The organism is Chloroflexota bacterium (assembly GCA_016235055.1).
Classification (GTDB): domain Bacteria; phylum Chloroflexota; class Anaerolineae; order JACRMK01; family JACRMK01; genus JACRMK01.
This window is the reverse complement of sequence record JACRMK010000016.1, coordinates 58,372-80,165: the sequence shown is the minus strand read 5'-3', so window position 1 is coordinate 80,165 and position 21,794 is coordinate 58,372. Positions and strand designations below refer to the sequence as shown.

At 65.4% G+C, this 21,794-nt stretch carries 23 protein-coding genes and 1 tRNA gene; 20 read left to right on the top strand and 4 right to left on the bottom strand.

Annotated features, from left to right (window positions below; translation table 11 throughout):
• The first annotated feature begins 48 nt into the window (after positions 1 to 48).
• A complete protein-coding gene (locus HZB53_04190) occupies positions 49 to 2,307 on the top strand; it encodes a GAF domain-containing protein (GenBank protein MBI5876828.1) in 2,259 nt (752 codons plus the stop codon).
• Positions 2,308 to 2,570: 263 nt separating this feature from the next.
• On the opposite strand, the gene HZB53_04185 is transcribed toward HZB53_04190, so the two are convergent.
• Both HZB53_04185 and HZB53_04180 read right to left on the bottom strand, forming a co-directional pair.
• On the bottom strand, positions 2,571 to 3,329 hold the full coding sequence (locus HZB53_04185; GenBank protein ID MBI5876827.1) for an ABC transporter ATP-binding protein: 759 nt from the start codon (positions 3,327 to 3,329) through the stop codon (positions 2,571 to 2,573).
• Complete coding sequence (locus tag HZB53_04180; GenBank protein MBI5876826.1) at positions 3,326 to 3,808, bottom strand: DUF1992 domain-containing protein; 483 nt, start codon at positions 3,806 to 3,808, stop codon at positions 3,326 to 3,328. Before HZB53_04180 ends, HZB53_04185 begins: the two co-directional genes overlap by 4 nt.
• A gap of 305 nt (positions 3,809 to 4,113) precedes the next feature.
• On the opposite strand from HZB53_04180, the gene HZB53_04175 reads away from it, so the two are divergent.
• From HZB53_04175 to HZB53_04155, 5 genes are all read left to right on the top strand, one after another.
• Positions 4,114 to 4,186: transfer RNA gene (locus HZB53_04175), tRNA-Asn, on the top strand.
• A 107-nt stretch (positions 4,187 to 4,293) separates the two neighbouring features.
• The gene (locus HZB53_04170; protein ID MBI5876825.1) at positions 4,294 to 4,866 is read left to right on the top strand and encodes an MBL fold metallo-hydrolase; all 573 of its coding nucleotides are present in this window, start codon (positions 4,294 to 4,296) and stop codon (positions 4,864 to 4,866) included.
• Between the two features lie 143 nt (positions 4,867 to 5,009).
• Positions 5,010 to 5,606 (top strand): dihydrofolate reductase family protein, encoded by a 597-nt coding sequence (locus HZB53_04165; protein MBI5876824.1) that lies wholly within the window; start codon positions 5,010 to 5,012, stop codon positions 5,604 to 5,606.
• 347 nt (positions 5,607 to 5,953) lie between these two features.
• A complete protein-coding gene (locus HZB53_04160; protein ID MBI5876823.1) occupies positions 5,954 to 6,109 on the top strand; it encodes a redoxin domain-containing protein in 156 nt (51 codons plus the stop codon).
• Between the two features lie 9 nt (positions 6,110 to 6,118).
• Positions 6,119 to 6,433: a redoxin domain-containing protein gene (locus HZB53_04155; protein ID MBI5876822.1), complete on the top strand. Its 315-nt coding sequence runs from the start codon at positions 6,119 to 6,121 to the stop codon at positions 6,431 to 6,433.
• Positions 6,434 to 6,815: 382 nt separating this feature from the next.
• Here HZB53_04155 and HZB53_04150 read toward each other — a convergent pair whose 3' ends face one another.
• Both HZB53_04150 and trpE read right to left on the bottom strand, forming a co-directional pair.
• Complete coding sequence (locus tag HZB53_04150) at positions 6,816 to 7,376, bottom strand: aminodeoxychorismate/anthranilate synthase component II (GenBank protein ID MBI5876821.1); 561 nt, start codon at positions 7,374 to 7,376, stop codon at positions 6,816 to 6,818.
• 54 nt (positions 7,377 to 7,430) lie between these two features.
• Complete coding sequence (gene trpE / locus HZB53_04145; GenBank protein ID MBI5876820.1) at positions 7,431 to 8,918, bottom strand: anthranilate synthase component I; 1,488 nt, start codon at positions 8,916 to 8,918, stop codon at positions 7,431 to 7,433.
• A gap of 929 nt (positions 8,919 to 9,847) precedes the next feature.
• On the opposite strand from trpE, the gene HZB53_04140 reads away from it, so the two are divergent.
• The 14 genes from HZB53_04140 (at position 9,848) to aroQ (ending at position 21,732) form a co-directional block, all read left to right on the top strand.
• Positions 9,848 to 10,234, top strand: coding sequence for a DUF488 family protein (locus tag HZB53_04140; GenBank protein MBI5876819.1), 387 nt, complete (start codon positions 9,848 to 9,850; stop codon positions 10,232 to 10,234).
• A 123-nt stretch (positions 10,235 to 10,357) separates the two neighbouring features.
• Positions 10,358 to 10,531 (top strand): hypothetical protein, encoded by a 174-nt coding sequence (locus HZB53_04135; GenBank protein ID MBI5876818.1) that lies wholly within the window; start codon positions 10,358 to 10,360, stop codon positions 10,529 to 10,531.
• Between the two features lie 157 nt (positions 10,532 to 10,688).
• On the top strand, positions 10,689 to 11,312 hold the full coding sequence (locus HZB53_04130; protein MBI5876817.1) for a LysE family transporter: 624 nt from the start codon (positions 10,689 to 10,691) through the stop codon (positions 11,310 to 11,312).
• Positions 11,313 to 11,323: 11 nt separating this feature from the next.
• On the top strand, positions 11,324 to 11,692 hold the full coding sequence (gene aroH, locus HZB53_04125; protein MBI5876816.1) for a chorismate mutase: 369 nt from the start codon (positions 11,324 to 11,326) through the stop codon (positions 11,690 to 11,692).
• Positions 11,693 to 11,858: 166 nt separating this feature from the next.
• Complete coding sequence (gene aroF / locus HZB53_04120; protein MBI5876815.1) at positions 11,859 to 12,872, top strand: 3-deoxy-7-phosphoheptulonate synthase; 1,014 nt, start codon at positions 11,859 to 11,861, stop codon at positions 12,870 to 12,872.
• Between the two features lie 254 nt (positions 12,873 to 13,126).
• On the top strand, positions 13,127 to 14,140 hold the full coding sequence (aroF, locus tag HZB53_04115) for a 3-deoxy-7-phosphoheptulonate synthase (protein MBI5876814.1): 1,014 nt from the start codon (positions 13,127 to 13,129) through the stop codon (positions 14,138 to 14,140).
• A 204-nt stretch (positions 14,141 to 14,344) separates the two neighbouring features.
• On the top strand, positions 14,345 to 15,196 hold the full coding sequence (locus HZB53_04110) for a prephenate dehydrogenase (GenBank protein MBI5876813.1): 852 nt from the start codon (positions 14,345 to 14,347) through the stop codon (positions 15,194 to 15,196).
• A gap of 58 nt (positions 15,197 to 15,254) precedes the next feature.
• Positions 15,255 to 16,547, top strand: a complete 1,293-nt coding sequence (gene aroA, locus HZB53_04105; GenBank protein MBI5876812.1) for a 3-phosphoshikimate 1-carboxyvinyltransferase — start codon at positions 15,255 to 15,257, stop codon at positions 16,545 to 16,547.
• Entirely contained in the window at positions 16,547 to 17,347 is an 801-nt protein-coding gene (locus HZB53_04100) for a shikimate dehydrogenase (protein ID MBI5876811.1), read from the top strand. Before aroA ends, HZB53_04100 begins: the two co-directional genes overlap by 1 nt.
• A 152-nt stretch (positions 17,348 to 17,499) precedes the next feature.
• Entirely contained in the window at positions 17,500 to 18,618 is a 1,119-nt protein-coding gene (gene aroC, locus HZB53_04095) for a chorismate synthase (protein MBI5876810.1), read from the top strand.
• Between the two features lie 95 nt (positions 18,619 to 18,713).
• Positions 18,714 to 20,303, top strand: a complete 1,590-nt coding sequence (gene aroB / locus HZB53_04090; GenBank protein ID MBI5876809.1) for a 3-dehydroquinate synthase — start codon at positions 18,714 to 18,716, stop codon at positions 20,301 to 20,303.
• 97 nt (positions 20,304 to 20,400) lie between these two features.
• A complete protein-coding gene (locus HZB53_04085) occupies positions 20,401 to 20,634 on the top strand; it encodes a DUF433 domain-containing protein (protein MBI5876808.1) in 234 nt (77 codons plus the stop codon).
• A gap of 9 nt (positions 20,635 to 20,643) precedes the next feature.
• Positions 20,644 to 21,000 (top strand): DUF5615 family PIN-like protein, encoded by a 357-nt coding sequence (locus HZB53_04080; GenBank protein MBI5876807.1) that lies wholly within the window; start codon positions 20,644 to 20,646, stop codon positions 20,998 to 21,000.
• A gap of 309 nt (positions 21,001 to 21,309) precedes the next feature.
• Complete coding sequence (aroQ, locus tag HZB53_04075) at positions 21,310 to 21,732, top strand: type II 3-dehydroquinate dehydratase (GenBank protein ID MBI5876806.1); 423 nt, start codon at positions 21,310 to 21,312, stop codon at positions 21,730 to 21,732.
• Positions 21,733 to 21,794: the final 62 nt, after the last annotated feature.

The window sequence follows — 21,794 nt, the reverse complement described above, 5'->3', positions numbered from 1 at the left end:
GGATCTGCGGGCAGATTTCGGAGTTTACTAGTGTGATATAATTGCCCCATGTCCAGCGAGACCTTAATTCATCGGGCACAAGCCGAACTGATCGCCGTCTACAAGGGATTGGCCGACCTCATGGCGCTGGCGCACAAGTTGCCGGATCCGGCGGTCGCCACGCAGACGAACACCGTCCTTGCGCAGATGAAGACCGCGATGGACAAGCTGCAGACGCGCATCAACGACCAGGACAAGGAACACCAGCAGGTGCGCGGCCTGTTCAATATCGGCCGCGCCATCAACTCCACGCTGGAGATTGAGTCGCTGCTGAACCTCGTGATCGAGATGATCACCTCGGTCACCGGCGCCGAGCGCGCCTTTCTCATGCTGTCGGATTCCGAAACGGGGCAGCTCTCGCTCAAGATCGCGCGCGGCATCGACAAAGTGGCCCAGGCCAACGAGGACTTCCAGATCAGCCGCAGCATCGCTGACCGTGTGGCGAAAGAGCACGTGCCGGTGCTGACCACCAACGCGCAGGAAGACACGCGCTTCAAGGCCAGCCAGAGCATCATCAGCTTCAGCCTGCGCTCGATCCTGTGCGTGCCGCTGCGCGTCAAGGACAAGACGATCGGCGTCATCTACGCCGACAACCGCGTCAAGTCCGGCATTTTCAGCACGCGCGACCGCGACCTGCTCGCGGCGTTCGCCGACCAGGCGGCCGTCGCCATCGAAAACGCGCGGCTGTTCGCCGAGACGAACCAGCGCCTGCGCGAACTATCGACGCTGCTGTCCGTCGGGCAGGTCATCACCCGCTCACTCGACCAGGAACTCGTGCTCAAGACGATCTGCGAACAGGGCCTGGCCGCGATCGCCAACGCCAACAAGATCGTCATTCACCTGCTCGATGCCAGCGGCGAGGTGCTGGAAGCACGCGCCATTGCATCAAAGACGATCACGACCGTGCGGTTGGGCAACTTGCGACGCGACCAGGGGCTATCCGGCGCGGCCATGAAAGACCGGCACGTCATCAGCGTGCGCGATACGCAGACCGATCCGCGCTTCATCAACAGCCAGAGCACCATCCGGTCGCTGGTCGTGGCGCCGCTGATCGTGGGTGACCGCGTGCTGGGCACCGTCACCGCCGACGCGCCCGATCCGGGCATGTTCGACGAAAGCACCGAGCGCCTGCTGGCAGCGCTGGCCGATCAGGCGGCGATTGCCATCGAGAATGCGCGGCTGTTCGGCGAACTGCGCCGCAACATCGCCGAAGTCTCCGCGCTGAAGAGCTTCCAGGACAATATCTTCGCCTCCATCGCGAGCGGCGTCATCACCGTGGACATGCAGGACCGCATCACCACGTTCAACCGCGCCGCCGAGCTGATTCTCAACACGCACAGCGCTGATGTGCTCAACCGGCCGCTCGTCGACGCGCTCGAGTTTATCGGCCGCGACGACCTGTCGCACTTGATCGACGAGGTGAAGCAGACAAGCGTGCCGGTCATCGGCCACGAGTCGCGCCGGCAGGTGCCGCACCGCGGTTCCGTGTCGCTCAGCATGTCGCTGACCACGCTGCGCGACGCCACCGCCCAGACCGATCTCGGCGTGGCGATCGTGGTGGACGATCTGACCGAAAAGCGGAAATTGCAGGCGCGCGAGGAAATGTTCGGCCGCTACCTCGCCCCGTCCGTGATCAAGCGCCTGCCCGACGACCCGAGCGAGCTCAAGCTGGGCGGGCACCGCGAGACGATCTCCGTGCTGTTCGCCGACGTGCGCGGCTACTCGACGTTCAGCGAGGGGCTGACGCCGGAGACGCTGGTGGACGTGCTGAACCAGTACCTCTCGCTCGGCGCGCAGGCGATCCTGGGCGAGGAAGGCACGCTCGACAAGTTCATGGGCGACGCGATCATGGCCTTCTGGAACGCGCCCGAGGCGCAGCACGATCACGCGCTGCGCGCGGTGCGGGCGGCCTGGCACATGCGCGAATCGGTGGTGCAGCACCAGCAGGAGGTCGGACCGAGCGCGCAACTGCAGTTCGGGCTGGGGCTCAACGTCGGCGACGCGGTCGTCGGCAACATCGGCGCGGAGCGCGCGCTGAACTACACGGCGATCGGCGACTCGGTGAACCTGGCGAAGCGGCTGCAGGAAGGCGCGGCGGGCAACCAGATTGTGTTGAGCGACGCGATCTACCAGATGGTGCAGGAGCACGTCGAGGTGGCGGCGCTCGAAGCGGTGCACGTGAAGGGGCGCGCGGCGCTGGAGAAGCGCTGGGAGCTGATGGGGCTGAAAGCGCCGCAGCCGATCGACGTTCCAGGACTGCCGCATTAACGCAAGACAATTACACCACAGAGACACAGAGGCACAGAAAGCGGTCTTTCTGTGCCTCTTGCTTTGTCTGGGCCGATTGCAAACACGCGGATCAACACAAAGACACCAAGACACAAAGGAGGATTTGATTTTAGGTTTCTTTGTGCCTTTGTGGCTTTGTGGTGGAATGATAGCGCCGTACTCGAATGAGTGCGGCGTTTTTGTTTGTGCGCGGGGAGGGGCGTTCAATTGAACGCCCGTACGGCTGAACGCCCCGGTGGCGGCTACGATTCCAGCAGGCGCAGGCGTTCCAGGATCGGCGCGGCATCGCGCCGGCGCTCGACGCGCAACTCGCCCGCGACCTGCCCGTCCTTGAGGAACACGACTCGGTCGGCGTACGACGCGGCCTTGGCGTCGTGCGTCACCATGACGATCGTGTGCGATAGCTCGTCGCAGGAGCGACGCAACAGTTGCAGAATCTCGTCGCCGCTCTTGGAGTCGAGGTTGCCGGTCGGCTCGTCGGCCAGCACGATCGACGGGTTGGTGACGAAGGCGCGCGCAATAGCGACGCGCTGCTGCTGCCCGCCCGAAAGCTGATCGGGCTTGTGATGGCGGCGGTCGGTCAGGCCGACCAGCGCCAACAACTCGTCGATGCGCTGCTGGTGGTCGCTGGCGCGCCGGCCATCGATCAGCAGCGGCAGGGCGATGTTCTCTTCGGCGGTCAGCGTCGGCAGGAGGTTGAAGAACTGGAAGATGAAGCCGATGTGGCGGCGGCGCGCCAGGGTCACGGCGCGGTCGTCCAGGTCGGAGATCGTCTCGCCGCCGAGCGTGATCTGCCCGCCGCTCGGGCGATCGAGCCCGCCGAGCAGGTGCAGGAGGGTAGACTTGCCGGAGCCGGACGGCCCCATGATCGCGACGAACTCGCCCTTCGCAACGGCAAAGTCGACGCCGCCGAGCGCGCTGACGAGCACCTCGCCCATGCGGTACGACTTCTCGGCGCCGCGCGCTTCGAGCACCGGCCCGGCCGGCTGTCCCGGCGTCATCGCTCGGCGATCCCCAGTCGCTCGAACTCGGTGTCCAGCCGCAGGCGCGGCCGCTGGCGGTGCAGGAGCGGCTCGGGCAGTTGCAGGTTCAGGCTGAGAATCCTGTCGTTGATCTGCCGGAGCTGTTTCTCGAACGCGTCGCGCGCCGTGCGCCACTCGGCGGCCAGCCAGAGCGGGTCTTCGATGGCGTCGCCGCGCGCGGCTTCGCACCAGCGCCACGTGCGCATCAGTGCGTCCTCGGCCTTCTTCTGCTCGATATCGATTTCATGCTCCAGTTCAAGCCAGGCCGGCGCGAAGCCGGCATCGCGCACGATCTTGTTAGCCATTTCCAGCGCCGGGTCGGCGGCGCGCGAGGTGAGGTCGAGCGGCTTGCCCTTGCCCTTCAGGTTATCGAAGTCGCCGCGCTCCATCGCCTCGCGAATCTGCATTTCGACGTGGTTTTCCCACGTGTCGCCCGGCTTCTTGCGGGTGTTCTGCATCGCTCCCTCCCGGCCTCCCGGCCAACTGCGCGCCATACAAAACATTGTGAAATGTATCACTAACTGGGTGCTCTGTCAAACATACGCGCGATTTGCGCGGCTGCATGGCTGGCATGCGTACCAGAGCCTACCGCAGAGGACGCAGAGAGCGCAGAGAAACAACGGCGCACTTTCTGTCAGGCCACACCAATATGATAGCGCAGATCACACGGGGTCGAGCCGTCCGGCGCAGGCGAGTATATGCCGTCATTCGCGCCGTGTTCTTTTGACGAAACCCGGCCGTACTTGTATAATTGCTGTTGCATTCCTCGGTAGCTCAATCGGCAGAGCAATCGGCTGTTAACCGAGCGGTTGGATGTTCGAGTCATCCCCGAGGAGCTATGAACGGGACGCTGATCTTTCGGCGCCCCGTTTTACTTTTGCCCGCCAGACCTCGCGGGTCTTCAAGACCCGCGAAGTCTACAGGAGAATAGCGTTCCGTGCACATCCTCAACGTCGGCTATCGCTCGACGCACTACTACATCCTGTCGGACGGGCAGCCGCGACTGCTGGTCGATGCCGGCTGGCCGGGCATGGTGGGGCGTATGCAGGCGGAGTGCCGGCGCTTGGGCATCCAACTGAGCGATGTGCCGTATCAACTGGCGACGCACTACCACCCGGACCACGCGGGGCACGCGGAAGACCTGAAGCGGCTCGGCGTGCAGTTGATCGTGCTCGACACGCAGGTGACGAGCATTCCGCTGCTGAGCAACATTGTGAAGCCGCGCGACAACTATACGCCGATCACGCCAAGCGGGAACATCGTGATCGGCGAGGCGGAGAGCCGCGCATTCCTGCAAGGGATCGGCATCGCGGGGGAGATCATCAGCACGCCGGGGCACTCCGACGACAGCGTGACGCTCATCCTCGACGAGGGGATCGCGTTCACTGGCGATCTGCCGCCGCTGGCGATGGCGCCGGACGACGCGGACGATCCGGCGCGGCGAAGCTGGGAGCGCATCCGCGCGGCGGGCGTGACGACGATCTACCCGGCGCATGGGCCGGTGTGGCGGATGTAGGGATCGGGTTTCAGGGATCAGGTGGCAGGGAACAGAGGGCATAAGGCGGCTGAGAACTTGGAGCCGTAGTCAAATTGCCGCACGTCAAGCGCGATGCTATATTGTTTACCATAAAATTCGCCAGGCGTTAAAGGAGCTTGATCATGAGAAAAATTATCGTACTCGAATTTATTACCCTTGATGGTGTCATACAAGCCGGAGGCGGGCCAGAGGAAGATACCAGTGGCGGCTTCGCCTATGGCGGGTGGCAGGTTCCATATTCTGACGATGTGATTGGAACTGTCATGAACAGGCAGATGAACATGCCGTTTGATCTGTTGTTAGGGCGCAAAACCTTTGAAATTTGGGCATCGTATTGGCCGCGCCATGCGGACGGTTGGCCGAGCGTCAATCCAGCGACCAAGTACGTCGCCTCGCATACCATGACGTCTCACGAATGGCAGCCCTCCGTGTTTTTAAGCGGAGACATTGCGGAAAAAGTCAGCAAACTCAAGCAACAGCCAGGGCCGGATTTGCACGTATACGGCAGTGCAAATCTGGTTCAGACGCTGATGAAGCATGATTTGGTCGATGCGTTCTGGCTCAAGATATATCCGCTGACATTGGGCGCTGGAAAACGGTTGTTTGCCGATGGCACCATCCCGGCGGCGTTCAAGCTGACGGATAGCCAGGTCTCGCCGAAGGGTATCATTATCGTGAATTACGAGCGTGCAGGCGCGATTACCACCGGAAGTTATTGAATATGCGTGCCGTGTGGGGCCTCTGAAGGAGAAGCCGATGCCCGACCGGGCGAAGCTGGGAGCGCGTACGCAGCAAGGGCGTGACGACGATCTACCCGGCGCACGGACTGATATGGCGTTTACCAGCCAGCTAATCGCAGAGGACACAGAGAAAAGAGGGAACAGGGATCGGGGATCAGGTTTCAGGGGGCATGTGTTCTCGGCGGGGCTGACGGTTCACAGTTGCCTGTTCACCCTTCACAGACGCCTTCTGGCTACTGACATCTGACGGCTGACGACTGGCCTCGCGCCGTGCTATAATCGCATGTGGCACCTTGTTCGTGCACCATTCCATGCTCGGAGGAACCATGTCACAACCCACGGGCGGGCCGGAGGTCGGCCAGAAAGCGCCCGACTTCACCCTGCCGTACTCGCGCACCGAATCGGCCACCATCGCCGATTTCGCGGGCAAGAAGAAAAAGGTCGCGCTCTGCTTCTACGTCCTCGATTTCACCGGGGGCTGAACGAGCGAACTGCAAGCCCTTCAGGGCGCGCTCGCGCGCTTTGAAGCGGCCAACGCTCAGGTCATGAGCGTCAGCGTGGACAGCATTTACTCGCACGGCGCGTATGCCGAAAAACTCGGCGGCATCACCTTCCCGATGCTGAGCGACTTCCACCCGAAGGGCGCGGTCGGCCAGCAGTACGGGACGTACAATGAGCAATACGGCCGCCACTGGCGATCCGTGTTCCTGATCGACGCGCAGGGCGTCCTGCGCTGGAAGCGGATTTACCAGGTCGGCTTGCCAGATATCGAGGAACTGCTCGGCGAACTCAACAAAATGTCGTAGCACGGCATGATGGTCGCCACGGGGCAGGCTCGGAAGGTCGGGCCTGCCCCCTTGTTGCGTCCCTGGACGACAAGGGCCGCGCCGCAGCCCACGGAGGCGCAGAGAAATCCCATCGACCATGGTTCAGGATGTAGGGACGGGTCTTTGACCTGTCCAGGCAGGCGGGTCGCAGACCCGCCGCTACGCGGACACGGCGCACGGACACACGGCCCGGCAGTCTCGAAGCGGCCCTTCGATCATGGTTCCGGATGTAGGGACAGGTCTCTGACCTGTCCACGCAGGCGGGTCGCCGACCCGCCGCTACGCGGACACGGCGCACGGACACACGGCCCGGCAGTCTCGAAGCGGCCCTTCGACGGCGGGTTGCGCCGCTCAGGGCCCGTTATGCGGCGAGAAAGTTGCCGAGCAACTGCTTGCCACCCTGCGTGAGGATCGATTCCGGGTGGAACTGGACGCCAAACAGCGGGGACTGTGCGTGCCGCAGCCCCATCAGCTCGCCCTCGGCGGTGTGCGCGGTGGCTACGAGACCGGCGGGCAACGGCTCTTCCACGATCAGCGAGTGATAGCGCGTCGCTTCGAACGGCGACGGCAGGCCGGCGAATACGCCAGTGCCATCGTGGTAGATCGGCGACGTTTTGCCGTGCATCTGGCGCGGCGCGCGGCTGACGCGCCCGCCGAAGGCGTGCCCCATGCACTGCATGCCGAGACAGACGCCGAAGATCGGAATCTCGCGGTGGAACCGCTCGATGGCGGCGCAGGCGATGCCGGCGTCGAGCGGGCCGCCGGGCCCCGGCGAGATGACGATGTGGCTCGGCGCGAGCTGCGCGATCGCGTCGAGCGAGAGCGCGTCGTTGCGCACGACGCGCAGGTCGGCGCCCAGCTCGCCGAGATACTGGACAAGGTTGAAAGTAAACGAATCGTAGTTATCGATCATGAGAATCATCGTGGTATCTCATTCGGAGACCTCGCGGGTTTCCAAAAACCCGCGCGGTCTGTGTTAGGTGGCTTCCTCGGCCAGCCGGATCGCCTCAGCCAGTGCTTTGGCCTTGTTGACGCACTCCTGGTACTCGGCGGCCGGGTCGGAGTCGGCCACGATACCCGCACCGGCCTGGATATACGCCTTGCGGCCGCGCATAACGATGGTGCGGATGGTAATGCAGGTATCCATGTTGCCGGCGTAGTCGAAGTAGCCGACCGCGCCGCCGTATGCGCCCCGCTTGGTACCCTCCAGGTCTTCGATGATCTGCATGGCGCGGATCTTCGGCGCGCCGCTGAGCGTGCCGGCCGGGAAGGTGGCGCGGAACAGGTCGAAGGCGTCGAACTCCGGGCGCAGCGCGGCGCGCACCCGCGAGACGATGTGCATGACGTGCGAGAACTTTTCGACGCCCATCAATTCGGCGACGTGCACGGAGCCGTACTGCGCGACCCGCCCCAGGTCGTTGCGACCGAGGTCCACGAGCATGACGTGCTCGGCGCGCTCCTTAGGGTCGGCCAGCATGCCCTGCGCCAGCGCCTCATCCTCGGCGTCGGTCGCGCCGCGCCGCCGCGTGCCGGCGATCGGCCGCACCTCGGCCCGCCCGTCTTCCAGCCGCACCATCATCTCCGGCGACGCGCCGACCAACTGCGTGTCGCCAAAATCGAGGAAGAACATATACGGCGACGGGTTCAGCCGCCGTAGGGCGCGGTAGATGCCGAACGGCGCGGCGTCGGTTTCGCGCTCGAAGCGCTGCGAGAGCACGATCTGGAAGGCATCGCCGGCCGCGATGTGCTCCTTGGCGGCCAGCACGATCTCGCCGTACTGCGCCGGTGACATGTTCGAGCGCAGCGGGGCGGGCGCCACGGTACGCGCGGCGCGCGGCGCGGGTGCGGATAACGGCGCTCGCAAGCGCCCGGCCAACTGGTCGACGCGCGTGACGGCGTCGGCATAGGCGGCGGCCACGTCGCCTTCGACGTGCGCGTGCGCGATGACGAGCAGGCGATGCTTGACGTGGTCAAACGCGACGAGCGTATCGGCCAGCGCCAGCATGCCGTCGGGCAGACCGAGCTCGTCCTGCGCCGTGGCCGGGATGCGCTCGAAACGTCGCACGATGTCATACGCGAGGTAGCCGACAAGCCCACCGGTGAAGCGCGGCAGGCCGGCGACCGGCACCGCGCGGTAGGCGCGCATCAGGTCGCGCAGCGCGTCGAGCGGGTTGCCGCTGGCGGCGGAGAGCGTCTCGGCGCGGCCGTTCTGCACAGTCAGCGTGTCGCCGCGGATTGTGATCAGGCGCGACGGCGCGACGCCGATGAACGAGTAGCGGGCAACCTGTTCGCCGCCTTCGACGCTTTCGAGCAGGAATGCGGCGCGGTGTTCGCCGGGGCCGCCGGCCAGCTTCAGGTAGATCGACACGGGGGTGTCGAGGTCGGCGGGCAGTTCGCGCCAGACCGGGATCAGGTTGCCCTGCGCGGCCAGCGCGGTCATTTCGTCCAGAGTCGGTCGGATCATAGTTACTCCTTTTATCTATCACCGCAGAGAGCGCAGAGCACACAGAGAAAACCTGCTTTACCGCAAAGCTCGCAAAGAGCGCAAAGAATAGGACCTGTCCGCGAAGCTACGCGAAAAGACACGAAGTAGACGCCTGCTGTGCGTTCGGGTTTCCTTTGCGATCTTCGCGCTCTTTGCGGTCAGCGCCTTGTCTCAGCGGCCTCTGCGTCCTCTGCGGTTGGTCTGTTTTCGCCAACAACAAAAAACCTCCCGCCCCGAAAGGGACGAGAGGTCAAGACTCCCGTGTTGCCACCCCCATTAGACTAGCCCGGAAAAAAAGAAATCCCGCCATGATGCGGGATGAATCGGCCAGCCTCACTCAAACGGGCACGCGGTTCTGCAAACCTGAATGCCCTGCTCCCGGATAACGGCGGAGTTGCCGTGTCGGGTACTGGCGCGCACGCGGCGCGCGTTCCCGTTCAGATTCCCCAGCCCATTCGCCGCCTGCGCTGGCGCCGGACTCACACCACGCGCTGTTCGCGCGGCCCGGCTCTCTGCGACCCGCTTGTGACGGCTACTCGTCTGGATCACGATCTGTGCTGTATGCGGTTGTGAGGCGAATTATGGCACAGGGCGCGAAGGTTGTCAAACAAATGTCGGCAGACGCCGGGTCATTCAATTGTCATGGTGCATGGTGATTATCCGACGAAACGGGCGCTGAGCGGCACACGACGCCGTCGAAGCGTGCGCATATCCCTGCCCTTCGACAAGCTCAGGGCACGATCTCATGCGTTGTCAAGCGACTTTTGAATCGCCCTGCGGCAGACAGCGGGGTATGTGCGTTTTGCAGGACGAATGGCAGGCGGGTACAATCGGGCGCGAGCGACAAATTGCGGGAGCAGCCCGGCCATCGGCCATGCGCCGGCGCGGAAACACAATCAGGAGCGTCAATGCCTATTCGCATTGTCCGGCTCGGAACATCGAGGACGCCCGACGAGGGATTGCGCATCGGGACTGTACGGCGGCCGCCGCGCGGCGTGCCGAGAACCGAATTCGCCCGGCGCGACTTCTACGATGTCTGGCTGCCCATCCTGTCGCCAAGCCCCACGCTGATGAAAGCAGGGCAAGCAGCGTCCGCTGCGGCGGCATGGGCGGCGTTCAAGCGCAAGTTCCGCGCCGAGATGAACGGCACGGAGCCGAGCAAGATTCTCGATCTGCTCGCCGCGCTGTCGCACCAGACGAACTTCGCGATCGGGTGCTACTGCGCCGACGAAGCGCACTGCCACCGCTCGGTGCTGCGCGAATTACTGACGGAGCGCGGGGCGCGCTTGTTGTAAACGGCCATCCGACGGCGTGATGCCGGCCACAGATTACTGGATTCCCGCTTGCGCGGGAATGACGCATCGCGCCCGCAATTTGACACCTCCCCCGCCCCGTGCTATTATCGGCGACGTTATCCTATGATTACCCAACGATCTGCCGATCATGCAATTCCGGCGACCGTCATTGCGACGGTTCGGTCGTTCAACGCGCCTGCCAATGCAAACTGGCATGGCGCGTTTTATTTTTACGGCTACTTTTATTTTGGCGGCGTGACCGCCGATTGCAACGCGCACGAGGACGACCTGGCCTAGCAAGTCAACGGTTCGACCGGATAACAGAAGCGTGGAGCAATCGGCTCCGCGCTTTTTTTGTTGCCAAACGACATAGGTAGGGGCGAAGCATTCGCCCGCGATCTGGGTTGCGTCGTGCAATGATAGAGGCGAATGCTTCGCCCCGACGGGACATACCATGGACATCTTCTTGCAGGGTTTGTTGATCGGCTTCGGGATCGCGGCGCCGGTCGGGCCGATCGGCCTGCTGTGCATCCGGCGCACGCTGTCGGACGGGCGCGTGAACGGCCTGCTTTCGGGCATGGGCGCGGCGACGGCCGACGCGTTCTACGGCACGGTGGCCGCCTTCGGGCTGACGTTTGTCTCCGGCTTCCTGACCAGCCAGCAGACGGCGCTGCGGCTGGTCGGCGGGTTGTTCCTGTGCTGGCTCGGCTGGCGCACGTTTGTCAGTGCGCCGGCGGAGCGCGCAGCGACGGCGAAAGGCGCGGGGCTGCTGGGCGCGTACACATCCACGCTGTTCCTGACGCTGACCAACCCGATGACGATCGCGTCGTTCACGATCATCTTCGCGGGCATGGGCATCGCGAGCGCGGGCGGCGACTACGGGCGCGCCGCGCTGCTGGTGCTGGGCGTCTTCAGCGGCTCGGCGGCCTGGTGGCTGCTGCTGAGCTTCGGCGTCGGACTGGCGCGCGACCGCTTCACGCCGGCCGCGATGCAATGGGTCAACCGGATCGCCGGCGCGACCATTGCGCTGTTCGGCGTGGCGGCGCTCCTGAGCGTCGCTGGCACATTTCTCGGATAGGGAGCGATCGCATGATGCGCGGGATTCGTGGCGCGACGACTGTCGCCGCCGACACCGTTGACGACATCGCCGCTGCGACCCAGGAACTGCTGCGCGAGATCGTGGAGCGCAACGGGGTGGAGTTGGCCGACGTCGCCGCGGCGACGTTCAGCGTCACCGCCGACGTGCGCGCGGGGTTCCCGGCGGCAGCGGCGCGCGCCATCGGCTGGGAGCGGGTGCCGATGGACTGCTACCAGCAGATGCACGTGGCGAGCGCACTGCCGCGCTGCATCCGCGTGCTGGTGTTCTGGAACACGGAGCGGGCACAGGACGAGATCCGGCATGTGTATTTGCGCGAGGCGGCGCGGCTGCGGCCCGATCTGGCCAGCGATAGTCGTTGAAAATCATCTTTCACCGCAAAGAACGCGAAGAGCGCAAAGAACATCTCGCTCTCGCGATCAGCACGGCGAGACTAATCAACAGCAAAGCAATGCTCCCCGGAGAGCGTTAGAAGCCCTTCGTCGCGTTCTTTGCGATCTTTGCGGTGAGATAGGTCAGGAGGATACCATGGTCATTATCATGAAGCAGGGGGCGTCGAGCGAGCAGATCAGCGAGGCAATTCAGAAGATCGAGTCGCACGGGTTCAATGCGCATCCGGTATTCGGCGTCGAGCGTACGATCATCGGCGCGGTCGGCAACGGCACAAATCTGACGCCCGAAGTGGCCGAGGTCTGGGACGGCGTCGAGAGCGTCGTGCGCATTCGCAAGCCGTTCAAGCTCGCCAGCCGCGACTTCCAGAGGGACGATACCGTCATCCCGCTCAACGGCTCGCGCATCGGGTCCGACCAGATCGTCGTGATGGCCGGGCCGTGCTCCGTCGAGAGCCGCCAGCAGATCCTCGAGTCGGCGCACGCGGTGAAGGAAGCCGGCGCCAAGGTGCTGCGCGGCGGCGCGTTTAAGCCACGCTCGTCGCCCTACTCGTTCCAGGGCATGGGCGAGGAAGGGCTTGAACTGCTGGCCGAGGCGAGCAAAGAGACCGGCCTGCTCGTCATCACCGAAGTCATGGCGGTCGAGCAGGTGCCGCTCGTCGCGCGCTACTCCGACATCCTGCAGATTGGCGCGCGCAACATGCAGAACTACCCGTTGCTGCACGCCATTGGCGAGTCGCAGCATCCGGTGTTGCTCAAGCGCGCCATGTCCGGCACGATCGAGGAACTGCTGATGTGCGCCGAATACATTCTGTCGCACGGCAACCGGCGTGTGATGGTCTGCGAACGCGGCATCCGCACCTTCGAGACGTACACGCGCAACACGTTCGACGTCAACGCGATCCCGGCGATCCAGGAACTGAGCCACCTGCCGGTCATCGCCGACCCGAGCCACGGCACCGGCAAGTCGGCGCTCGTCGGCGCGGTCGCGCGCGGCGCGGTCGCCGCCGGGGCGAGCGGCCTGCTGATCGAAGTGCATCCCAATCCGGCCAAAGCGACCTCCGACGGCGCGCAGTCGCTTGACTTCAAGCAGTTCGCCCAGTTGATGGTCGAACTGAAGAGCATCGCTGCGGCGATCGGAAAGACGATATGAGGTTGCCATACATGTCCTGCGCGCGTCCCGTGCTAGGCGGGACGCCGTCCCTTTCAGGGACGGGCACAGGATGAAACGCGAAGGCATTACCTAACTTGTTCGACGCGATACGCGTGTGAAGCATCTCCGACTGCGGTGTTTAGATCCTTCGCGCGCGAGACGGATTGGAAGCACAACGGTCCTGCCTGCGCGCTCAGGATGACGGGCCCAGGGCGCGGCCTTAGCCGCGAAATTATCAGAAACGAGCACAGACTATGGTTATCATAATGAAGCAGGGCGCGTCGAGCGAGCAGATCAGCGAGGCGATTCAGAAAGTTGAATCGTACGGCTTCAAGGCGCACACCAGTTTTGGCGAGGTGCGCACGATCATCGGCGCGGTCGGCAACGGCACGAACCTGACGCCCGAAGTGGCCGAGATGTGGGACGGCGTCGAGAACGTGGTGCGCATCCGCCGGCCGTTCAAGATCGCCAGCCGCGACTTCCAGAAGGAAGATACCGTTGTCCCGCTCAACGGCTCGCGGATCGGCAGCGACCAGGTCGTCGTGATGGCCGGGCCGTGCTCGATCGAGAGCCGCCAGCAGATCATGGAGACAGCGCACGCCGTTAAGGAGGCGGGCGCGAAGGTGCTGCGTGGCGGCGCGTTCAAGCCGCGTTCGTCGCCCTACTCATTCCAGGGCATGGGCGAGGAAGGACTCGAACTGCTGGCTGAGGCTGGCAAAGAGACCGGCCTGCTCGTCATCACCGAGGTGATGGCGGTCGAGCAGGTGCCGCTCGTCGCGCGCTACTCGGACATCCTACAGATCGGCGCGCGCAACATGCAGCATTACCCGCTGCTGCACGCCGTCGGCGAGGCGCAGCACCCGGTCCTGCTCAAGCGCGCCATGTCCGGCACGATCGAGGAGCTGCTGATGTGCGCCGAATACATCCTCTCGCACGGCAACCGCCGCGTGATGGTCTGCGAGCGCGGTATTCGCACGTTCGAGACCTATACCCGCAATACCTTCGACGTCAACGCGATTCCGGCGATCCAGGAACTGAGCCACCTGCCGGTCATCGCCGACCCGAGTCACGGCACCGGCAGGTCGGCGCTCGTCGGCGCGGTCGCGCGCGGCGCGGTCGCGGCCGGGGCGAGCGGGCTGCTGATCGAGGTACACCCCAACCCGGCCAAAGCGACCTCCGATGGCGCGCAGTCGCTCGACTTCAAGCAGTTCGCGGCACTGATGGTCGAGTTGAAGGGCATTGCGTCGATCATTGGGAAGCACATCTAAACACACTTGTCATGCTGAACGCGAAGGCATGACCCCGGTTTTCGAGAGCGCCCCGTGCGTGAAGCATCTGAGATCCTTCGCGCGCGAAGCAACGCGGATGGCAACGGTGTTGCCGTCGCACTTCATCCTGTGCCCGTCCCTATCAGGGACGGGCGTCCCGCCAAAGGCGGGACGCGCACAGGACATGGATGACCAGAGAACACGATGGATGATCTCGATGGCTTTACCATAGCCATCGCCGGGCTAGGCCTGATGGGCGGCTCACTGGCGATGACGCTGAAGGCGGGCGGCGCCCGGCTGCGCGTGCTTGGCGCAGACGCCAACCCGGACGTGGTCCGGCAGGCGCAGGCGCGCGATGTGATTGACGGCGACTGGCAGCCCGGCGACGCCGCCGATATCGTCGTGCTGGCGATGCCGGTGCGCGGCATCGTGGCATGGATCGAGACGCACGGGCCGTCGCTGCCGACGGGGACACTGTTGATGGACCTGGGCAGCACCAAGCGCGAGATCGTCGCCGCGATGGACAAACTCGCGATCGAGAGCGTCGGCGGGCACCCGATGTGCGGCAAAGAGACGTCGGGCATCGAATCGGCCGACGCCGGGCTGTTTCGCGGGGCGCGCTTCGCGCTGACGCCGACGGCGCGCACCAGCGTGCGGGCGATGCGGCTGGCGCAGTCCCTGGTGGCGATTACCGGCGCGGCGGTGCTGATGATCGAAGCTGACGCGCACGACCGCGCCGTGGCGGCCATCAGCCATCTGCCGTACGTGCTGAGCGCCACGCTGGTCAACACCGTCACCGGACTGAACGACCAGCACGCAGAGCAACTGGCGTCGACGGGCTACGTGGGCATGACGCGCCTGGCGGCGAGCGACACGCGCATGATGGGCGATATCATCGCGAGCAACCGCGCGGCGATCGTCGCGATGATCGATGCGTATAGCCGCGAACTGACGACTCTGCGCGACCAGATCGCCCGCGGTGACGAGGCGGCCTGGAGCGCAAGGCTGGAAGCGGCACGTCGACGGAAGACAGGTGGTGTAGGGACGGGTCTTTGACCCGTCCATTGCGGACAGGTCAAAGACCTGTCCCTACATCCGAAGGAAGGTATTTGCTATGCGTATTGTTCCCGCTCAAGAGCTGACCGGCGAAGTCGTCGTGCCGGGCGACAAGTCGATCGCGCACCGGGCGCTGCTGCTCGGAGCGCTGGCCGACGGCGTCACGCGCGTGGCCAACGTGCCCGACTCCGACGACCTGGCGGCCACTAAGCGCTGCCTGGAGGCGCTCGGCGTGCCGATCGTCCGGAACGGCGGCGGCGCGCTGCACGTCACGGGCGGGCGCATAGGCGAGGCGGCCGCGCCGCTCGACTGCGGCGGCAGCGGCACGACGATCCGGCTGATCGCCGGGCTGCTGGCCGGGCTGCCGTTCACGAGCATCCTGTCGGCGAACGCGCAACTGGCGAAGCGGCCGATGGGACGCATCATCGATCCGCTCAAACTGATGGGCGCAGACATCAGCCCGCTCCCGCCGCCAGCCACGCCGAACGGCCGCCAGGCGATGCTGATCATCAAGGGCGGCGGACTGCACGCGATCGAGTACGCCACGCCGGTCGCCAGCGCGCAGGTCAAGTCGGCGGTGCTGCTGGCCGCCCTGCACGCCAGCGGGCACACGACCGTGCGCGAGAGCGCGGCGACGCGCGACCACACCGAGCGGATGCTGCGCGCGATGGGGGCGCAGATCACGCACGACCGGGAGACGAATACCATCATGCTCTCCCCGTCGCACCTGTCCGCGCTGAACATCAGCGTGCCGAACGACTTCTCGTCCGCGGCGTTCTTCATCGCCGCCGGGCTGCTGGCGCCGCGCGCCGACCTGCTGATCAAGGCGGTGAACCTGAACCCGACGCGCACCGGACTGCTCGACATCATCACAGCGATGGGCGGCGCGGTCGCCGTCGAACAGGGACACGAGGAGAACGGCGAGCCGGTCGGCGACCTGCGCGTGCGCACCGTTGCCGGGCTGCGCGGCGCGACGGTCGGCGGCGCGGTGGTGCCGCGCGCGATTGATGAATTCCCGCTGGTCGCCCTGCTGGCGACACAGGCCGAGGGCGAGACGCTGGTGCGCGACGCGGCCGAGCTGCGCGTCAAGGAGAGCGACCGGGTCAGCGCGGTGGCGGTCGAACTGCGCAAGCTGGGCGCGCAGATCGAGGAGCGGCCGGACGGCTTTGTGGTGCGCGGCCGCACGCCGCTACACGGCGCGGAAGTCGATTCGCACGGCGACCATCGGCTGGCGATGATGCTGGCGGTCGCGGGGCTGATCGCGAGCGGCGAGACGCGCATCAGCGGGGCCGAGAGCGTCGCCAAGTCGTTCCCGGAGTTCGAGCGGGTGCTGGCCGGGATCACGCGATGATGCGGCTCGGCGTGATCGGCTGGCCGATCAAGCACAGCCTGTCGCCGCGCATGCACGGCGCGGCGCTGCGCGCGCTCGGCATCGACGGGACGTACGAGGCGCTGGCGGCACCGCCGGGCGAACTGGCGGCGCGGCTGCGCGAGCTGGCGGCACAAGGTTATCGCGGTCTGAACGTCACGATCCCGCACAAGCAGGCGGTGATGCCGCTGCTAGATGAGATCGCGCCGACGGCGCGCGCGATCGGCGCGGTCAACACGATCGTGAACGAGGATGGACGGCTGACCGGCCACAACACCGACGCAGCCGGCTTCATGCGCGGCCTGAGCGAGGCCGGCTGCGACGTGCGCGGCCAGTGCGTGCTGGTGCTCGGCGCGGGCGGCGCGGCGCGCGCGGTGGTCTATGCGCTGGCGAGCGCGGGCGCGCACGTCACAATCTGGAACCGCACCCCGGAGCGCGCCATCGCGCTGGCGGACGAGTTTGGCGCGGAGGTCACGACGCAGTTGCCGCCCGCCATGCGCTGCGGCCAGTTTATGCTGATCGTCAACACGACGCCGGTCGGCATGACGCCCAACACGGCCGAGACGCCGCTGCCGTTGGCCGGGCGCGGCTACGGCGCGCGTTTCGTGTACGATCTGGTGTACAATCCGCGCGAGACGGCGCTGTTGAAAGAGTCGCGGCAGGTCGGCGCGCAGCCGATCGGCGGGCTGGCGATGCTGGTCTACCAGGGCGCGGAGTCGCTGCGGCTGTGGACTGGCCGCAACGCGCCGGTGGACGTGATGACGCAGGCACTTGATAGCTGAACCGCAGAGCACGCAGAGAGCGCAGCGAAAAACAGTTCACCGCAAAGCGCGCAAAGAGCGCAAAGAAAAGCAAGATTGGGCCCGTCATTATTGTTCGTGTTTCTTCGTGTCCCTTCGTGGATACCTTGTTTGGGATTTGGGAGTTGATTACCATGCTTCGTTTTCTCACGGCAGGCGAGTCGCACGGGCCGGGGTTGACCGGCATTATCGAGGGCCTGCCGGCAGGGCTCACGCTCGACATGGAGGCCATCAACGATGACCTGCGGCGTCGGCAGGGCGGCTACGGGCGCGGCGGCCGCCAGCGCATCGAGCAGGACATGGCCGACATTTCGGCGGGCGTGGTTGACGGCGTCACCATCGGCGCGCCGATCGCGCTGCGCGTCGAGAACCGGGACTGGGCGAACTGGAAGGACAAGAAGGTGCCGCCGTGGTATGTGCCGCGCCCCGGCCACGCCGACTACGCCGGGCGGATCAAGTACGGCATCGAAGACATGCGGCTGATCGCCGAGCGCGCCTCGGCGCGCGAGACGGCGGTGCGCGTCGCGGTCGGCGCGATCGCCAAACAACTGCTCGGCGCGTTCGGCGTGCGTGTCGGCTCGTTCGTCACGGAGATCGGCGGCGTCGAGATGCCGGCGCCGGCAGATGTGCCGTACGAGGAACTGTTCGCGCGCGCGGAGGAGTCGGACGTGCGCTGCCCCGACCCGGCCTGGTCGGAGCAGATGCATGCGCGCATCCGCGAGACGATGAGCAAGCGCGACACCATCGGCGGCTGCTTTCTGGTTGTGGCGACCGGCCTGCCGGTCGGGCTTGGCAGCCATGTGCACTGGGACCGCAAACTGGACGGGCGACTGGCGGCGGCGGTGATGAGCATTCACGCGATCAAGGGTGTGGAGATCGGCCCGGCGTTCGAGAACGCGCGCAAATTCGGCACCGAGGTGCACGACGAGTTCGCCCTGCCGGCGGGCGGCAGCGTGGCGCGCACCAGCAACCGCGCCGGCGGGCTGGAAGGCGGCATGACCAACGGCCAGCCGGTCGTGATCCGAGCCGCGATGAAGCCGATCGCGACGACGCTGTCGCCGCTGCGCTCGCTGAACATGCAGACCGGCGAGGCGACGGCGACGAACTACACGCGCTCGGACATCTGCGCCGTGCCGGCCGCCTCGGTCGTCGGCGAGGCGATGGTCGCGTGGGCGCTGGCCGAGGCGTTCGTGGAAAAGTATGGCGGCGACAGCATCGCGGAGATGAAGCGGCACTACGACAGTCGCCAGTAGTCAGTCGTCAGCAATCAGAAAGAAGTGAACAGTGAACGGTGAACAGTAACTGCTCACTGTTTACGGTTCACTGTTCACTTTGGATGGGACTTCGCATGGCAGCGAACATTATCATCACGGGTTTCATGGGCACGGGGAAGACGGCGTGCGGGCAGTTGGCGGCGCAGGCGTTGGAGCGCGCGTTCGTGGACATGGACGCCGTGCTGGCCGAGTGCGCGGGGATGCCGGTCGCGCAGATCTTCGCGGCGCAGGGCGAGACGGCGTTCCGGGCGCTCGAAAGCGCGCTTTGCCGTGAACTGGCGGCGCAGTCCAATCTGGTGATCGCGACGGGCGGCGGCGCTCTGGTCGATGACGGCAACCGCGCCACGCTGGCGCGCACCGGGCGGCTGTTCTGCCTCGACGCGTCGCCGGCCGAGATCGAGCGGCGCATCGGCGACGGAGCCTCGCGGCCGCTGCTGTCCAATCGGCCGGCTGGGCAGTCCGTCACCGGGCGTATCGCGGACCTGCTGGCCGGGCGCGAGGCGGCTTACGCGTTGATCCCGCACCACATCGATACCGATGGACTGACGCCGGAGAAGGTGGCGACGCAGATCGTAGAGCGGGCGCAGGGCGGCGCGGTGATCGACCTGCGGCGCAGTGTGCACGCCGGCGCTGACCAGTATGAGGTCGTGCTCGGCGCGGGCACCTGGCGACAGGTCGGCACGCTGCTGCGCGAGCGTCTGCCGAAGACCGGGCGCGCCGCAATCGTGACCGATGACGTGGTCGGCCCGCTCTACGCCGGGACGGTGGCGGCCAGCCTGCGTGTATCCGGCTTCGAGTGCGCGATTGTGACGATGCCGGCGGGCGAAAGCGCGAAGACGCTGGACACGGCGGCGATGCTGTACGGCCAGTTTGTGGACGCGCAACTGGAGCGCAGCAGCGCGGTGCTGGCGCTGGGTGGCGGCGTGGTGGGCGATGTGGCCGGGTTCGCGGCGGCGACGTACATGCGCGGCTGCCACTTCGTGCAACTGCCGACGACGGTGCTCTCGGTGGTCGATGCGAGCCTCGGCGGCAAGACGGCGGTCAACCTGCCGAAAGGCAAGAACCTGGTCGGCGCATTCAAGCAGCCGGTGCTCGTCTGCGGCGACCGCGAGGCGCTGGCGGCGCTGCCGGTGGCGGAACTGCGCTCCGGGCTGGCCGAGGTCGTGAAGCACGGCGTGCTCGGCGACCCGGCGCTGTTCGAGCGACTGGAGCGCGACGGCCTGCGCGACCTGCCGCGCATCCTGGCCGATGCGATCGAGGTCAAGCTCAAGGTGATCGAGGCCGACCCGCACGAGCGCGCCGAGCGGGCGGTGCTGAATCTGGGGCACACGTTCGGGCACGCGTTCGAGTCGCTGTCGCATTACGGCATCCGGCACGGCGAAGCGGTGGCGATGGGACTGGTGGCGGCGACGCGGCTGTCGGCGCGGCTGGAGATGTGCGACCCGGCGCTCGTGGAGCGTATCACGGCGCTGCTGATACGGGTTGGCCTGCCGACCACTTACGGACAGTTCGACGCCGACGCGGCGCTGGCGGTGATGCAGAACGACAAGAAGAAGGAGCAGGGGCGCATCCGTTTCATCCTGCCGCTGTCGATCGGCCAGACGGTGATCCGCAACGACGTGGACGCGGCGGACGTGAAAGCGGTGCTCAGGGCAAAGGCATAGCGGACGGCACACGGCGAAATACTGATTCCGCTGTGATTGTATGCGCATCTGAGCGTATAATGAGATAGGATCGGCAGATCGAAGCATGGAGGGAAGCATGAACTGGCAAGATCGGATCGTCGTTGATCCTGAGATTCTGCTTGGAAAGCCCGTCGTCAAAGGCACGCGCCTGGCCGTCGAGTTCGCAATCGATTTGCTGGCGCAGGGCTGGAGCGAATCGGACCTGCTTCACAACTACCCAGGGCTGACACACGAGGACATCCAGGCCTGCCTCGCCTATGCAAGCCACTCGTTGCGCAACGAAAAGGTGTACGCCTTCACGCCGGGCTAGCGGTTCAGCATGCGCCTGATCGCCGACGAAAATTTCCCGCAGGCAGCGATCGATGCTCTGCGGAGTGAAGGTCACGACGTGTTGTCAATCCGCTTAGACGCGCCCGGAAGCCGCGATTCCCCCGTGCTTGCGCGCGCTGTTTCAGACGGCCGCATCCTCCTGACTTTCGACAAGGATTTTGGCGAATTGGCATTCAAAGCTGGCCTGCCAGCGGCCTGTGACGTTATTTTGTTTCGCATTTCAGCACCGTCGCCCACCCATGTGGCCCGCATCACAGTAGCAGCACTGGCATCACGCGAGGATTGGGCCGGACATTTTGCCGTTGTCGAGAACACGCGCATACGCGTCAGAACACTGCCCCAATAGCCTGTGCACCTATCAACACATCTTATACTGTTTCAAATTGAAAATGTCCCCATGTGCATGCCGCATGAGCACACGGCACACCGCCAAATTCCGCCCTCCCCCCGGCCCCCTCCCAGCTTCGCTGGGAGGGGGCTCAAGTCTCCGGGGATTGGCGCGGCGGCGTAGCCGCCGCGCCAATCCCCGTTAGTTTTTCCCCTTCTCCCCCGCGCGCGGGGGAGAAGGGGCCAGGGGATGAGGGGGCGGCAGTTGCACTTGCGCAATCGCTATGAGGACATGGCCAAGTTGAAATAGTATTACCGGAGACGCACCATGCGCATCCTCGTAATTCACGGGCCAAACTTGAACATGCTCGGCATCCGCGAGCCGGGCATCTACGGCGCGCTGTCGCTCGACACGATCAATGCGCGCCTGCGCGAATGGGCGAGCGAGGCGAATGTCGACCTGACGATCATGCAGTCGAACCACGAGGGCGCGATCGTCGACGCGATCCAGGGCGCGATCGGCTGGGACGGCATCGTGATCAACGCGGGCGGCTTCACGCACACGAGCGTCGCCATCCGTGACGCGATCTCGGCGGTGAAGGTGCCGGCAATTGAGGTGCACATCAGCAACGTGTATGCGCGTGAGGAGTTCCGCCATCACTCGTTCATCGCGCCGGTCTGCCGCGGCAGCATCGCGGGTCTGGGCTGGATCGGCTACCGGCTGGCGCTGGAAGCGTTGACGGCGGGGTAGAACGGTACGAAATTGGGCGGCTCGCGAGCCGCCCCTACACGATCGTGGTTTACATCGGCACA